This is a genomic window from Micromonospora sp. NPDC049801 (genome assembly GCF_040656575.1).
Taxonomy (GTDB): domain Bacteria; phylum Actinomycetota; class Actinomycetes; order Mycobacteriales; family Micromonosporaceae; genus Micromonospora.
Map to the genome: position 1 here is coordinate 51,394 of NZ_JBFAMS010000026.1, position 14,232 is coordinate 65,625.

Below are 14,232 nucleotides of genomic sequence, written 5' to 3' on the forward strand. Positions count from 1 at the left end.
ACGCTCACGGCTGCGGGCCGGTCCAGTCCAGGCAGACCACCACGGCGTCGTCGACGAGGTCGCCGGCCACGAAGGCGCGCAGGTCGCCGAGGAGCGACCGGACGGCGTCCAGCGGCTCCATCGGGCCCGTCCGCCGCAGGAACCGGTCCAGCGCCGACTCGCCGTAGCGGATGCTCTGCCCGGTGGCGTTCACGACGCCGTCGCTGACGACGAACAGCCGGTCACCGCGTTCCAGCGTGAACGTCTGCTCGTGGTAGTCGGTCGCCTCGAACATGCCGAGCGGGAACTGCGCCTCCAGCGGCTGTTCGGTGACCTCACCCCGACGCAGGAGGACGAGCCGTGGCGAGCCGGCGTCCACCACGGTCATCGTCCCGGAGCGCAGGTCCAGCTCCATCAGCAGCGCGGAGAGGTGCCGCTTGCCCCGGTACTCGTCGTAGATGGCCTGGTCGGCGAGGGCGGCCTGATCGCCCAGGCCGAGGCCGGCCCGGCGGGCGTTGCGCAGCGCGTGGGTGGCCAGCGACGTGAGCAGCGATGCCGCGACACCCTCACCGCTGCCGTTGACCGTGGAGAGCCAGAGCCGTTCCCCGTCGTCGGACCAGTCGAAGCTGTCACCCCGCACGGCGTACGCCGGTTCGAGCTGCCCGGCCAGGCTGAACGAGGGGCGGACCCGGCTCCGGCCGGGCAGCAGGTCCCACTGCATCTCGGCGGCCAGGGTGAGCCGCTGGCTGCGTCGGGCCACGCTGTAGACGTCGGTTCCGGGGGAGACGGCGGCCACCTCGTGCGCGAGCGAGGTGGCGATGTCGGCCAGCGCGGCGAGCACCGCCGGGTCGTCGACCACCGGCGCCAGGCGCAGGACGCCCCGGCGTTCGCCGCGCATGGTGACCGGAAACCAGGCGACGCCGTCGACCAGGACGGGCGACTGGTGGTCGAAGGCACGCCAGGCGGGGTGGCCGGCGCCCCGGAGAGAGTCACCTTCGGTGAGGGGCAGCAGCTCCGCGAGGCGGTAGTCGACCTGGTACAGCTCCGCCTCGGAAATCCCGTACGCCTCGTCGAGAACCGTGCGGATCCCACCCACGAGACGGTCGGCGGGTGTCTCGTTCAGGGTACGCCGTGCCCGATTGACCGGTTCGCTCATCAGGCCTCTTTCATCCGAGCTCGACCACCTCTGGGTTCGGAGTAGTCTCGGGCCACCATGGCCGAACACAACGGTCCACCGGACCCTGCGACGAGTATGGCTGCCGCATTGGACGCGGCGGCGGGTGCCCTGCTGGGCGTCTGGGATTCCGCCCGCGAGGCGACCGCCAGCCGGGTGTCCGGCGCCCAACTACGGGCGGTGATGGTGGTCGAGCAGTACGACGGGATCAACCTACGCCGGCTCGCCACCCATCTGGACATGTTGCTGAGTTCCGCCAGCCGCCTGTGCGACAGGTTGGTCGCGGCGGGCATGCTCGAGCGTGAGCCGGGGCGCTTCGACCGACGGGAAATCTCCCTGCACCTCACCCCGGAGGCCCATCGGCTCCTCGCGGAGCTGCGTAACGACCGTCAGGAGCGGCTGGCCGCCGTGTTGGCCGCGATGAGCCCGGCGGGTCGCGCCGCGCTGGTGAGCGGGGTGCGGGAGTTCGACGAGGTCGCCCGCCGGCAGCGGGCGCGGAGCGGGCCGGACGACGGGGACTCGCCGGGTGGGCGAGACGAATGGCCGCAGGACCCGGACCGGCCCGACGGCCCGGCGCGCAAGTCGTCGGAGCACCCGGACCGGCCCAGCCGAGGGGTGTGGCAGGGCGGGGCGGCAGGACCGGAGCGGACGGTGGGCCCGCCCCGCGACTGGTCCGCCGGCGAGCCACCGGTGGCGCGGACCGCCTGACGGTCGAACGCAGGGTTCAGGCCGGTGTCGACGCGCACACCGCCAGCATGGCGATGTCGTCAGGGGCCTGCCCGCCCACCCACTCGTCGACCACCTGGAGCAGCCTGTCGACCAGGGCCGCCGGAGGCAGACCGGCCGCCGCGGCGAGTGCGCCGCGCAGCCGGCGTTCGCCGAACTTCTCCGCGTGGGCCGGGCCGCCGCTCGCCTCGGTCACCCCGTCGGTGTACGCGAGGAGCAGATCGCCCGGATCGAGGTGCACCCGTACCTCGGTGAACCGGGCGTCGGTCAGCGCGCCGACCGGCATACCGCCGACCGGGACGTCCGTGACGGAACCGGCGGCGGTGACCAGCAGCGGCGCGGGGTGGCCGCCGCCGGCGATCCGGAGATCCACCCCCGTCGGTCCGTGCTCCATCCACCCGAGCAACAGGGTGGTGAGCTGGCTGCGCCGTGCCGCGTCGGGCGCGTCGAACAGGGTGCGGTTGAGCAGGTGGATCAGCTCCAAAGGGCGCTGCTCGACGAGCCGTAGCGTCTGTAGCGACTGACGGACCCGCCCGGTCAGCACGGCCGCGCCGACGCCCTTGCCGGACACGTCGCCCAGCGCGAACAGCGCGCCGCGCGGGTGCGGGAACACCTCGTAGAAGTCCCCACCGATGCGCAGTGTGTCGCCCGCGGACCGGTAGCCGCCGGCCATGCGTACGCCGGGCACCACCGGCAGCTCCGGCGGGAGCAGGCTGGTCTGCAACACCCGGGCCAGGTGGGCCTGCTCGCCGTACAGCTCGGCGGCGGCCAGCGCCGCGCCGGCCCGCGTGGCGAATTCACGGGCCAGCTCCCGGTCGCGGGAGTCGAAGTCGGCCCGCCCGGCACGGCGGACGAGCAGCAGGGCGCCGGCCGGGCCGCCGGGGCCGCGCATCGTGCTGACCAGCGCCGCGCCGGGGCGGCCGAAGCTGGGCGGAAGCAGGGCGGTCAGCCCGGCGACGTCGGCGTCCGGCCAGGGGGTCGGCTCGTCGAGGTCGCCGTCGAACGCCGCGCCGAGATCGGGGACGAAATCGGTCAGCTCCTCATCGGCCACCCCGGTCACCGGGGCCGGCTCGTCGTCGGCGTACCGCGTGAAGCGGGGGTGCGGCTCGGCCGGCGCGGGCGGGCGGAGCAGCGCCACGGCGGCGTCGGCCAGGTACGGCACGGCGAGGGTCACGGTGGTACGGAGTGTCTGGTCCCGGTGCAGCGAGAGCCCGAGCCGGCTGCCGGCCTGGGCGAGGAAGGCGGTGCGGGAGCGTTCGGCCAGCAGGGCGTCGGTGCGGGCGTGCTCCTCGGTGACGTCGCGGACGTACCAGGCGTACCGGTTGCCGGCGAGCTGCCGCCGGGCGCCCCGCAGGTGGCGGCCGTGGTGCTGGGCCTCGAACACGGCCGTGCCGTCGCGGACGGCTCGGGCCAGCGCCGCCACCGCGCAGCCGGACAGCTCGACGCCCGCGACGATCTCCGGGAGCAGCTCGACCGTCCGGGCGTTGACCAGGGTCACCCGGCCGGCCGCGTCGGTCGTCAGCACCGCCTCGGCGAGCCCGTCGAGCAGCTCGCGGGCCAGCGGTGGGTCGGCGGGCAGCCCCCTGCCGCCGTGCCGGGTCGGACGGCGCGACGTCTGCCCGTCTCCGCCGACCGGACCGGCCGAGCCGCCCCGTTGGGTCGTGGTCACCGCCCGACGCCGGCCCGCGTCCGACGACCTGTACGCATACTGCTCCCGGGCTCCTCGTCCGCCGATCGTTGCTCGACGGCAAGGATACCGAGCGGCACCGACGCACGCCCAGACCGCGTCGTCGGTGGTCAGCCGGCGCGGTTCAGCCAGCCGGCGGGGCGGGCCACGATCCGCCGTACCACCGATCCGGCCGCGCCCACGGCGGCGGCCTCCGGCCCGAGGGTCGACGGTCGGACGGTGACCGGTGACCAGGCGGCGGTGAGCACCCGGGCCTTGATCTCGGCGAGCACCGGTGGGCAGAGCCAGGGGGCGAGCGGGGCGTACCCGCCGCCGAGGACCACGGTGTCCAGGTCCAGCAGGTTCACCACACCGGCGACCGCCACCCCGAGGGCGGTGCCGGCGTCGTTCAGGGCGCGCAGCGCGGCCGGCTCGCCGGCCTCGGCCAACTCGGCCAGGCGGGCCGTCGCGGTGTCGGCGGGTAGCTCCGCCCGCACCAGTCCGGCAGCGGCCACGATCGCCTCCTGACCGGCGTACTGCTCCAGGCAGCCGCGCCCACCGCAGCGGCAGGGCCGCCCCTGCGGGTGTACCGGCAGGTGCCCGATCTCGCCGCTCCAGCCGCGTACGCCCCGGAACAGCGCGCCGTCCAGGACGATCCCCGCGCCGATGCCGACCTCGCCGGAGATGTGCAGGAAGCTGGCCGGGCCGGGCGGTCGGGAGTGCAGCTCGCCGAGCGCGGCGAGGTTGGCCTCGTTGTCCACCACCAGGGCCGGTACGTCCGGTACCCGATCGGTGAGGGGTGGGTGCGCGCTCAGCAGCTCGGGCACCGGGACGTCCCGCCAGCCGAGGTTCGGCGCGAGCCGGACCTGTCCGGAGTCGTCGATCAGGCCGGGTACGGCGAGCGCGGCCCCGGCGAGCGTGAGGCCCTGCCGGGCCGCGTCGGCGCGGGCCTGCCGGGCCAGGTCGACGAGGCGGGCCAGGGCGTCCTCGGGCGCGACGGGGCGCAGATCGGCGCGGTGCACGGTGCGGTGGCGGACCTGGCCGGCGAGGTCGACGACGCATACCGTCAGATAGTCGACGTTGACTTCGAGCCCGAGCCCGGCCGGACCCGTGTCGGCCAGGACCAGTCCGCGTGCCGGGCGGCCGGCGCCGGCCCGGGGCGCCGGCTCGGCCTCGCTGACCAGTTGGCCCGCGAGCAGGTCCTCGACGACCGCGGAGACGGTGGCCCGGGTCAGCCCGGTGGCGGTGGCCAGGTCGGCGCGGGACGGGGGTCGGTCGGCGGCGGCGATCCGGCCGAGGACCAGGGCGAGGTTGAGTTCGCGCAGGCTGCCCTGACGGGCCGCGCCGACCGGGGCGTGGGTGGGGCTCACCCCTTGACACTGCCATAGGGCGGGCAAATAATTCAATCGCTGAACAAATACCTGACACCACCATCCCGGAGGTCAACCATGGCACCTCGTCCCACCCCCGCCGACAAGTTCTCCTTCGGGCTCTGGACCGTGGGCTGGCAGGCCCGCGACCCGTTCGGCGACGCGACCCGCCCCGAGCTGGACGCCGTCGAGGCGGTGCACCGGCTCGCCGAGCTGGGCGCGTACGGCATCACCTTCCACGACGACGACCTGATCCCGTTCGGCGCGGACGCCGCGACCCGCGACCAGCACATCGCGCGGTTCCGCAAGGCCCTCGACGAGACCGGCCTGGTGGTGCCCATGGTCACCACCAACCTCTTCACCCACCCGATCTTCAAGGACGGCGGCTTCACCAGCAACGACCGCGACGTCCGCCGCTTCGCGCTGCGCAAGGTGCTGCGCCAGGTCGACCTGGCCGCCGAGCTGGGCGCGAGCACCTTCGTCATGTGGGGTGGCCGCGAGGGCTCCGAGTACGACCTCGCCAAGGACGTCCAGGCCGCCCTGGACCGCTACCGCGAGGCCGTCAACCTGCTCACCCAGTACTCCATCGACAAGGGCTACAACCTGCGCTTCGCGCTGGAGCCCAAGCCGAACGAGCCGCGCGGTGACATCCTGCTGCCGACCATCGGGCACGCGCTCGGCTTCATCTCCCAGCTGGAGCACCCGGAGCTGGTCGGCCTCAACCCGGAGGTCGGGCACGAGCAGATGGCCGGGCTGAACTACGCCCACGGCATCGCCCAGGCGCTCTGGCAGGGCAAGCTGTTCCACCTGGACCTCAACGGCCAGCGTGGCATCAAGTACGACCAGGACCTGGTCTTCGGTCACGGTGACCTGATGAACGCGTTCGCCCTGGTGGACCTCCTGGAGAACGGCGGCCCCAACGGCGGTCCGACCTACGACGGTCCCCGGCACTTCGACTACAAGCCGTCGCGTACCGAGGACATGGACGGTGTGTGGGCGTCGGCGGCGGCGAACATGAGCACGTACCTGCTGCTCAAGGAGCGTGCCGCGGCGTTCCGCGCCGACCCGGAGGTCGTCGAGGCGCTGGCCGCCAGCAAGGTTGGCGAGCTGAGCACGCCGACGCTGGGCGACGGCGAGGGCTACGAGGAGTTCCTGGCCGACCGGTCCGCGTTCGAGGACGTCGACGTGGACGCGGTGGCCGCCCGGGGCTTCGGCTTCGTCCGGCTCAACCAGCTCGCCGTCGAGCACCTGCTCGGCGCCCGCTGAGGCCCCGCCATGCCGCTGGTCGCGGGCGTTGACTCGTCCACACAGTCCTGCAAGGTGGTCATCCGGGACGCGGAGACCGGCGCCCTGCTCCGGCAGGGCCGGGCGCCGCACCCGGACGGCACCGAGGTCGACCCGGAAGCCTGGTGGCAGGCGCTGCGCGGCGCCGTCGACGAGGCCGGTGGGCTGGCCGACGTCGCGGCGGTCTCGGTCGCCGGCCAGCAGCACGGCATGGTCTGCCTCGACGAGGGCGGCCAGGTGGTCCGTCCGGCCCTGCTGTGGAACGACACCCGCTCCGCCGACGCCGCCGCCGACCTCGTCGAGGAGGCCGGCGGCGGCGCGGCGGGGCGTCGCTTCTGGGCCGACGCCACCGGCAGCGTGCCGGTGGCGAGCTTCACCATCACCAAGCTGCGGTGGCTGGCCCGGCACGAGCCGGAGCAGGCCGCCCGGGTGGCCGCCGTGTGCCTGCCGCACGACTGGCTGACCTGGCGGCTGGCCGGCGCGCCCGGCCTGTCGGCGCTGCGGACCGACCGGGGGGATGCCAGCGGCACCGGCTACTGGTCCCCAGCCACCGGCACCTACCGTCCGGACCTGCTGGAACGGGCGTTCGGCCGGCAGCTCGTGGTGCCCGAGGTGCTCGGCCCGGCCGAGTCGGCCGGTCGGCTGACCGGGGAGTGGGGTGACGCCCTGCTGGGGGCGGGCACGGGCGACAACGCCGCCGCCGCGTTCGGCGTCGGCGCCGGCCCTGGCGACGTGGTCGTCTCGATCGGCACCTCCGGCACCGTCTTCAGCGTCGCCGACGTTCCGGCCGCCGACGACAGCGGTGCCGTGGCCGGCTTCGCCGACGCGTCCGGTCGCTTCCTGCCGCTGGTGTGCACGCTCAACGCCGCGCGCGTGCTGGACGCCGCCGCCACGATGCTCGGCGTCAGCCTGGACGAGCTCGCCGAGCTGGCCCTCTCCGCCCCGGCCGGTGCGGACGGGCTGGTCATGGTGCCCTACCTGGAGGGCGAGCGGACGCCCAACCGTCCGCTGGCCACCGGTGCCGTACACGGCCTGACCCTGCGCACCTCGACCCCCGCGCACCTGGCTCGGGCCGCCGTGGAGGGCATGCTCTGCGCCCTCGCCGACGGCCTGGACGCGCTGACCGCGCAGGGGGCCACCGTCCGCCGGGTCATCCTGGTCGGCGGCGGGGCACGGTCGGCCGCGGTCCGCCGGATCGCGCCGCAGGTCTTCGGCTGCCCGGTCGTCGTGCCACCCGCCGGGGAGTACGTCGCCGACGGGGCCGCCCGCCAGGCCGCCTGGGTCGCCATGGGCGGTCCGACGCCACCGCGGTGGGACGTCAAGGGCACCGAGGAGTACGCGGCGGAGCCCGTCCCCGCCGTCCGTGACCAGTACGCGGCGGCTCGGTCACTGGTGCTCGACCGGCGCTGAGCGTCGGGTCGACCGGGTGGGCGTCGGTCAACGGTGATCGACGCCCACCCGCGTGCCAACCTGCTCGGCCGGGTCTGATTGGCTGCGGGTCATGACGGTGACCAGTGGCGGGCGGGAGCAACGCGCGCGCGGCCGGGGCGGTGGCCCGGCGCACCGGCTGTACAGCGTCGTGGTGTTCGTGGTGCTCGCCTCGTTGGACAACGTGGCGATCGGACTGGTCCCACCGCTGTACGGGCCGATCGCCCGGACGTTCGACGTGTCGACCGGGCTGCTGGGCGTGGTCACCGCCGTCAGCTTCCTGGTCAGCGCGGTGGCCGCGGTCGGCTGGGCGTACGTCGGGGACCACGGCAACCGTAAGCCGCTGCTCATGGTGGGCACGCTGCTCTGGGCGGCGGGCACCGGCGGCAGCGCGCTCGCCAGCGGGTACCTCGCGTTCCTGGCCGCCCAGTTCGTCGCGGCGGTCGGCCTCGGCGCGGTCGGCTCGGTGGGCTTCTCGGTGGTCACCGACCTGATCTCACCGGCCCGCCGTGGGTTGGTGATGAGCTTCTGGGGGCTCTCCCAGGGCGTCGGCACGCTCGCCGGCACGCTTGTCGGTGGGCTGCTCGGTGCGACCGACTGGCGGCGGCCGTTCCTGCTGCTGACCGGGGTGGGGCTCACCGCCACCGTGGCGTACCTGTTCACGTACGACATCCGTCGCGGCCAGAGCCAACCGGAACTGGTGGACGCCCTGGACTCCGGTGCCGAGTACGACTACCGGATCAGCCGCGCCGACCTGCCGCGCATCCTCGACCGGCGGACCAACCGGTGGCTGATCCTGCAGGGGCTGACCGCGCAGGCCGCCTTCGGGTCACTGGTGTGGCTGCCGAGGCTCTTCGCCGAGCGGGCCGAGGCGCAGGGCTACTCGGAGTCGACCGCCGTGGTGGTCGGCAGCGTCTTCGCCACCCTGTTCCAACTCGGCGGGGTCCTCTCCATCGTGGGCGGCCTCGTCGGCGACGCGGCGCAGCGGCGTACCCCCCGGGGTCGGGCAGTGGTCGCGGCGGTCGGCATCCTCGCCGCGCTCCCGTTCTACCTGGTGTTGTTCTTCGTGCCGGTGACCATCGACGTGCCGGACGGCGGGAGCGGCGGCGCGGTCGTCGGCGCGGTGCTGGCCAGCGTGTTCACCGAGCCGTCGGTGGGGCTGAGTCTGCTCACCGCCGTGGTGGCGCTCGCGTTGACGTCGGCCAACTCACCGAACTGGTTCGCGCTGATCGCCGACGTGAACCCGCCGGAGCACCGGGGGACCGTCTACAGCCTCGGCAACCTGGTCAACGGTGTCGGTCGGGCGGCGGGCAACGGGCTGGTCTGGGGAGCCTTCCAGGGGCTGCGAACGGCGTTCCCGCCGCCACTGAACTTCGCCGTCGGCCTGGCCGCGTTCCAACTCTTCTTCATCCCCACCGGCGTCATGTACTGGCGAGCCTCCCGCACAGCCCCCGAGGACATCAAAAACGTCCACGGTCTCCTACAAACCCGCGCCAACCGCCTCTAACCCCCACCCCCACCCCCACCCCCGCCCACGCGATCTTGCACTTTCGGTGGCGACAGAAGGGGCATAGCCCCTCAAGTCGACAACCAAAAGTGCAAGATCGGCGCGGGCCCGGTGCGCGGGTTCGGTGCGTGGGTTCGGTGGGCGGGGGTGGGCGCGGGTGGGGCGGGTGGGTTAGCGGAGCCAGACTGTTACGTCGGTGGGGATGGTGTCGTCGTTCAGTGGGGCGCTGGTGGCTAGGACCTCGGCGTTGGGCGGGAGAGGCACGGGGGCGTCACCGAAGTTGGTCAGCACGGTCAGGTCGCCGTTGCGGAACACCAGCGTCTCGTCACCGGAGGACAGCCACTCGAGCGTGCCCCGGCCCAGACCGTGGGCGCGGCGTAGCCGCAGCGCCGCGCGGTACAGCTCGTACGTCGAGCCGGGCACGTCGCGCTGCCGGTCCAGCGCGTACTCCGCCCAGGACGGCGGCTGCGGCAGCCAACTGGCGTCGGTGGGCCCGAAGCCGTACGACGGGGCGTCGGCCTCCCACGGGATCGGCACCCGGCAGCCGTCCCGGCCCCGCTGGGTGTGGCCGCTGCGCGCCCAGGTCGGGTCCTGGCGGGCCTCGTCCGGCATGGTGGTGTGCTCGGGCAGGCCCAGCTCCTCGCCCTGAAAGAGGTACGCGGAGCCGGGCAGGGCGAGCATCAGCAGGGTGGCCGCCCGAGCCCGACGCAGGCCGAGCGCGGTGTCCGGCTGCGGGTCACCGATGCCGATGCCGTTGGGCCGGCCGCCACCGATCGCCAGGCCGAGCCGGGAGGCGTGCCGCACCACGTCGTGGTTGGACAGCACCCAGGTCGTCGGCGCGCCCACCGAATCGGTCGCTTCCAGGGACCGGGTGATCACCGCGTACTGGGCCGGCGCGGTCCACGCGGCGAGCAGGTACTCGAAGTTGAACGCCTGGTGCATCTCGTCCGGGCGAACGTAGCGGGCCAGCCGCTCGGCCGGCTCGACCCACGCCTCGGCGACCAGCACCCGTTCGCCGGGGTAGCTGTCCAGGACCTGCCGCCACTGCCGGTAGACCTCGTGCACGCCCTCCTGGTCCCACATCGGCGGCCGTGGCTTGTCGATCTCGTTGCCGGAGAGGATCTCCTGGGGCTCCTGCCAGTCGGGCAGGTTCGCCTGCTTGATGAGGCCGTGCGCCACGTCGACCCGGAAACCGTCCACCCCCCGGTCCAGCCAGAACCGCAGGACGCCCAGGAACTCCTCGTGCACCTCCGGGTTGTCCCAGTTGAGGTCCGGCTGGCCGGTGTCGAACAGGTGCAGGTACCACTGGCCGGGCTGGCCGTCCGGGTCGACCGTGCGGGTCCACGCCGGACCGCCGAAGACGCTCTGCCAGTCGTTCGGCGGCTGCTCCCCGGCCGGGCCGAGGCCGTCCCGGAAGATGTACCGGGACCGCTGAGCGCTGCCCGGGGCGGCGGCCAGGGCCTCTTGGAACCAGCGGTGCGCCGAGGAGGTGTGGTTGGGCACCAGGTCGACGATCACCCGAAGGCCGCGCGAGCGGGCCTCGGCGATCAACTTGTCCGCGTCGGCGAGAGTGCCGAACAGCGGGTCGACGTCCCGGTAGTCGGCCACGTCGTAGCCCGCGTCGGCCTGCGGCGACGGGTAGAACGGGGACAGCCACACCGCGTCCACCCCCAGCTCGACCAGGTGGTCGAGGCGGGCGGTGATGCCCGGCAGGTCACCGATCCCGTCGCCGTTGGAGTCGGCGAACGAGCGCGGGTAGATCTGGTAGATGGCGGCCTCGGTCCACCAGCCGGTGGCGGTCTGCTGCGTCGGGTCGGTGTTCAGGGTCGTCTCCCGTGTCGTGCCGTGGTTGATGGTTCAGTGTGCCCGGGGCGGTGCGGTGGACTCCCGGACGACCAGCCGAGTGGGCAGGATCACCGGCGAGTCGCCCTCGGCGGTCCGTTGACCGACGATCGGGCCCAGAGTGCGGGCCCCGAGCGGATCGAGCAGTATCCGGGCGGCCAGCCGGCCCTGTTCCGCGGCCGGCTGGGCCACGGTGCTGAGGCCCAGCACGCCGGCGAGGTCGTGGTCGTCGATGCCGACCACGCTGACGTCCTGCGGTACCCGCAGACCGGCGTCGCGCAGCGCGGTCATCGCGCCCATCGCCATCTCGTCGCAGGCCGCGACGATCGCCGTCGGCGGCTCACCGCGGGCCAGTAGTTCGGCGGCGGCCCGGTTGCCACCGTCGATGGTGAACGACGACTCGACGTCGAGGCTCGGATCGGGTCGCAGGCCGGCGGACCGCAGTTCGGCCTGGTAGCCCCGCCGTCGGTCGAGGTGGGTGGTGTAGGCCAGTTCGTCGTCGGGGTCGCCCGAGATGTGCGCGATCCGGCGGTGGCCGAGGTCGAGCAGGTGCCGGGTGGCCATCCGGGAGGCGGCCACGTCGTCGATGCGTACGCAGGGCCAGTTGGGGACCCGGCTCCCCGAGCTGATGGTCACTCCGGGCAGGTCCAGGGCGGCCAGGGCGGTCAGGTCGGCCGGGCGCAGCGGCGTGGCGACCAGCATGATGGCATCCACCCGCTTGTGCAGGTTGGCGGTACGCAGCACCCGCTGGCGGATCTGCTCCCGACCGCCGAGGTTGTAGAGCAGCAGGTCGTAGCCGGAATGGTGGAGGTGCTCCTCGACGGCCTCGACGACGGTGCTGAAGAACCAGCGGGTGATCCGGGGCACGACCACCGCAACCGTGCCGGTGCGACCACCGGCGAGCCGGGATGCGCTCGGCGACACCGCGTAGTCGAGCTGCTCGGCGGCGGCCAGCACGCGGCGTCGGGTGGCGGCCGAGACCGTCGGCAGCCCGCGCAGGGCCCGCGAGACGGTGGCCGTGGAGACCCCGGCCAGCCGGGCGACATCATCTATCTTCGTCACGGTTCCCCCGCTCGGTACCCGTCGCCCGCCGCCGCCCTCAGAGGCCGGGCGACGGCGGGCAAGCGGGTCAGCCCTTGACGCTGCCGGCGAGCAGACCTCGCACGAAGAAGCGCTGTAGGGACAGGAATACAACGAGCGGTACAACGATCGAGACGAACGCGCCAGCGGTGAGCCGCTGCCACTCGTTGCCCCGGGTGCCGGCCATCTCCGCCAACCGGACCGTGAGCGGCGCGGTCTCGTTGCCGCCACCGGCGAAGATCAGCGCGACCAGCAGGTCGTTCCAGACCCAGAGGAACTGGAAGATGCCGAACGCGGCCAGCGCCGGGGTGATCAGCGGCAGCACGATGGTGCGGAAGATCTTCGGGTGCGTGGCCCCGTCGACCCGGGCCGCCTCCATCAGGTCTCCGGGGAGCTGCGAGATGAAGTTGTGCAGCAGGAAGACCGCGAACGGAAGCGCGAAACAGGTGTGCGCGAACCAGACCTGGGCGAACTTCTGTTCGTCCACCAGGTTCCACGCCGGCATCAGGGTGACGCCGCCGAGGGTGACGCCGGTGGAGAAGAACTTCAGCAGCGGCACCAGGGCCATCTGCAGCGGGACGATCTGCAACGCGAAGATCGCGATGTAGAGCCAGTCCCGCCCACGGAAGTTGATCCACGCCAGCGCGTACGCGGCCAGGGAGGCGAAGGCCAGCGGGAAGAGCACCGACGGGATGGTGATCGCCAGCGAGTTGATGAAGTAGCTGGCGAGCTGCCCCGACGACGCGGACCGCCCGAAGAGGACCTGTTGGTAGTTCTCGAAGGTGAACTGCGGGTTGGTGAACGCCGTCCACCAGCCGGTCGTCTTGATCTCGTCCTCCGGCCGTAGGGAGGAGACGAGCAGGCCGAAGGTCGGGATGGTCCAGACCACCGCGATGACGATCGAGACCAGCGTCGCGGTACGGCTGTTCAGCCGCCTGCGGACCCGGCCGGCGGTGCTGGACGTCCCGTCGGCGGTCTTCTGGGCGCCGGCGGCGACGGTGGGCGTTGCGGTGGTCATCTCAGCCCTCCCGCTGACGACGGAGGTTGCGGATCTGGTAGATCACGACCGGGATGACCAGGATGAAGAGGAAGACCGCGAGCGCGGAGCCCTGCCCGTTCTGGCCGTACCGGAAGGCCTGGTTGTACATCTCGCTGGCGATCACGCTGGTGTCGTAGTTGCCGTTGGTCGAGGTCCGGACGATGTCGAAGACCTTGAGCGTGGCGATCGTGAGCGTCACCGCCACGACGATCAGCGCCGGTCGGATGCTCGGCATGGTGATCTGCCAGAACATCTGCCACGGGCTGACGCCGTCGAGCCGGGCGGCTTCGACGATGTCGCCGGGGATGGCCTTGATCGCGGCGGAGAGCACCACCATGGCGAAGCCGGCCTGGATCCAGACCATGATGACGATCAGCAGCAGCGTGTTCAGCGGTGACTCGAGCAGCCACTGCTTCGGCTCACCGCCGAGGCTGACGACGATCTGGTTGAGCAGACCGATCTGGTCGCCGTCGCCGCGGTACGCGTAGACGAACTTCCAGATGATGCTCGCGCCGACGAACGAGATGGCCATCGGCAGGAAGATCAGTGACTTGGCGATCGCCTCGAAGCGGGCCTTGTCCACGAGTACGGCGTAGATGAGGCCGAACGCGGTGGCCACCAGCGGGACCAGGAGCACCCAGACCAGGGTGTTGATCAGGACCCGGAACATGGAGTTGTCGGAGAACATCCAGCTGTAGTTGCGCAGCCCCACCCATTCGGTGCTGCCCCCGTTCATCAGCGAGAGCAGTACGGTGCGGATGGCCGGTACGACAAGACCGATGGTGAGCAGTAGCAGCGTCGGCAGCAGGAAGAACAGGGCGAAGAGCCCTTCCCGCTGCTTGGGTCGCCGGGTCAGCGGCGTGCCGCTGATGGAGGCGGCGACGAGCTGGGCCTCCCGCCGTCGGGCGAACCAGGCAGGCACCACGTCGAGCAGCAGGAGCAGACCGCCCACCACCACCACGAAGGCGACCAGCCCGTACATCAGCATGAGGAGCTTCGGCTGCTCGTCGGCGAAGTCGAACTCCATCAACCCTCCCTCTCGGGTCCGGATCGGCCGGTGGCCCGGCTCGCGTACGGCGGATCGGCGGCGGCGAGCCGGCGCAGCGCCTCGAGAGTGCCGTCCTCGCTGCCGTCGTC

At 72.7% G+C, this 14,232-nt stretch carries 11 protein-coding genes; 4 read left to right on the forward strand and 7 right to left on the reverse strand.

Translation table 11 applies throughout. The annotated features are described in order from the left end of the window. Nucleotides 1–4 precede the first annotated feature (4 nt). A complete protein-coding gene (locus tag AB0I89_RS31540) occupies nucleotides 5–1,135 on the reverse strand; it encodes a PP2C family protein-serine/threonine phosphatase (RefSeq protein ID WP_357134237.1) in 1,131 nt (376 codons plus the stop codon). Nucleotides 1,136–1,231: 96 nt separating this feature from the next. Here AB0I89_RS31540 and AB0I89_RS31545 point away from each other — a divergent pair, with 96 nt between their 5' ends. After that, nucleotides 1,232–1,861, forward strand: coding sequence for a MarR family transcriptional regulator (locus AB0I89_RS31545; RefSeq protein WP_357134239.1), 630 nt, complete (start codon nucleotides 1,232–1,234; stop codon nucleotides 1,859–1,861). Between the two features lie 16 nt (nucleotides 1,862–1,877). Here AB0I89_RS31545 and AB0I89_RS31550 read toward each other — a convergent pair whose 3' ends face one another. Both AB0I89_RS31550 and AB0I89_RS31555 read right to left on the reverse strand, forming a co-directional pair. Further along, nucleotides 1,878–3,548 (reverse strand): PP2C family protein-serine/threonine phosphatase, encoded by a 1,671-nt coding sequence (locus tag AB0I89_RS31550; RefSeq protein ID WP_357134241.1) that lies wholly within the window; start codon nucleotides 3,546–3,548, stop codon nucleotides 1,878–1,880. Between the two features lie 128 nt (nucleotides 3,549–3,676). Further along, complete coding sequence (locus tag AB0I89_RS31555; RefSeq protein WP_357134243.1) at nucleotides 3,677–4,915, reverse strand: ROK family transcriptional regulator; 1,239 nt, start codon at nucleotides 4,913–4,915, stop codon at nucleotides 3,677–3,679. Nucleotides 4,916–4,993: 78 nt separating this feature from the next. Here AB0I89_RS31555 and xylA point away from each other — a divergent pair, with 78 nt between their 5' ends. The 3 genes from xylA (at nucleotide 4,994) to AB0I89_RS31570 (ending at nucleotide 9,134) form a co-directional block, all read left to right on the forward strand. Then, nucleotides 4,994–6,181, forward strand: a complete 1,188-nt coding sequence (xylA, locus tag AB0I89_RS31560; RefSeq protein ID WP_357134245.1) for a xylose isomerase — start codon at nucleotides 4,994–4,996, stop codon at nucleotides 6,179–6,181. Between the two features lie 9 nt (nucleotides 6,182–6,190). Then, entirely contained in the window at nucleotides 6,191–7,609 is a 1,419-nt protein-coding gene (gene xylB, locus AB0I89_RS31565; RefSeq protein ID WP_357134247.1) for a xylulokinase, read from the forward strand. A 91-nt stretch (nucleotides 7,610–7,700) separates the two neighbouring features. Next, a complete protein-coding gene (locus AB0I89_RS31570; RefSeq protein ID WP_357134249.1) occupies nucleotides 7,701–9,134 on the forward strand; it encodes an MFS transporter in 1,434 nt (477 codons plus the stop codon). 171 nt (nucleotides 9,135–9,305) lie between these two features. Here AB0I89_RS31570 and AB0I89_RS31575 read toward each other — a convergent pair whose 3' ends face one another. The 4 genes from AB0I89_RS31575 to AB0I89_RS31590 form a co-directional block, all read right to left on the reverse strand. After that, complete coding sequence (locus AB0I89_RS31575; RefSeq protein ID WP_357134261.1) at nucleotides 9,306–10,958, reverse strand: glycoside hydrolase family 13 protein; 1,653 nt, start codon at nucleotides 10,956–10,958, stop codon at nucleotides 9,306–9,308. Between the two features lie 33 nt (nucleotides 10,959–10,991). Beyond that, nucleotides 10,992–12,038 carry a LacI family DNA-binding transcriptional regulator gene (locus AB0I89_RS31580; RefSeq protein ID WP_357134251.1) on the reverse strand — a complete coding sequence of 349 codons (1,047 nt, stop codon included), beginning with the start codon at nucleotides 12,036–12,038 and terminating at the stop codon, nucleotides 10,992–10,994. Nucleotides 12,039–12,105: 67 nt separating this feature from the next. Continuing rightward, nucleotides 12,106–13,074 (reverse strand): carbohydrate ABC transporter permease, encoded by a 969-nt coding sequence (locus AB0I89_RS31585; RefSeq protein WP_357134253.1) that lies wholly within the window; start codon nucleotides 13,072–13,074, stop codon nucleotides 12,106–12,108. Between the two features lies 1 nt (nucleotide 13,075). Continuing rightward, nucleotides 13,076–14,122 (reverse strand): sugar ABC transporter permease, encoded by a 1,047-nt coding sequence (locus AB0I89_RS31590; RefSeq protein ID WP_357134255.1) that lies wholly within the window; start codon nucleotides 14,120–14,122, stop codon nucleotides 13,076–13,078. Nucleotides 14,123–14,232: the final 110 nt, after the last annotated feature.

Coding starts and splice junctions, on each gene's coding strand:
- xylB (WP_357134247.1), top strand. CDS start 6,191: ATGCCGCTGGTCGCGGGCGTTGACTCGTCCACACAGTCCTGCAAGGTG.
- AB0I89_RS31540 (WP_357134237.1), bottom strand. CDS start 1,135: ATGAGCGAACCGGTCAATCGGGCACGGCGTACCCTGAACGAGACACCC.
- xylA (WP_357134245.1), top strand. CDS start 4,994: ATGGCACCTCGTCCCACCCCCGCCGACAAGTTCTCCTTCGGGCTCTGG.
- AB0I89_RS31585 (WP_357134253.1), bottom strand. CDS start 13,074: ATGACCACCGCAACGCCCACCGTCGCCGCCGGCGCCCAGAAGACCGCC.
- AB0I89_RS31570 (WP_357134249.1), top strand. CDS start 7,701: ATGACGGTGACCAGTGGCGGGCGGGAGCAACGCGCGCGCGGCCGGGGC.
- AB0I89_RS31545 (WP_357134239.1), top strand. CDS start 1,232: ATGGCTGCCGCATTGGACGCGGCGGCGGGTGCCCTGCTGGGCGTCTGG.
- AB0I89_RS31590 (WP_357134255.1), bottom strand. CDS start 14,122: ATGGAGTTCGACTTCGCCGACGAGCAGCCGAAGCTCCTCATGCTGATG.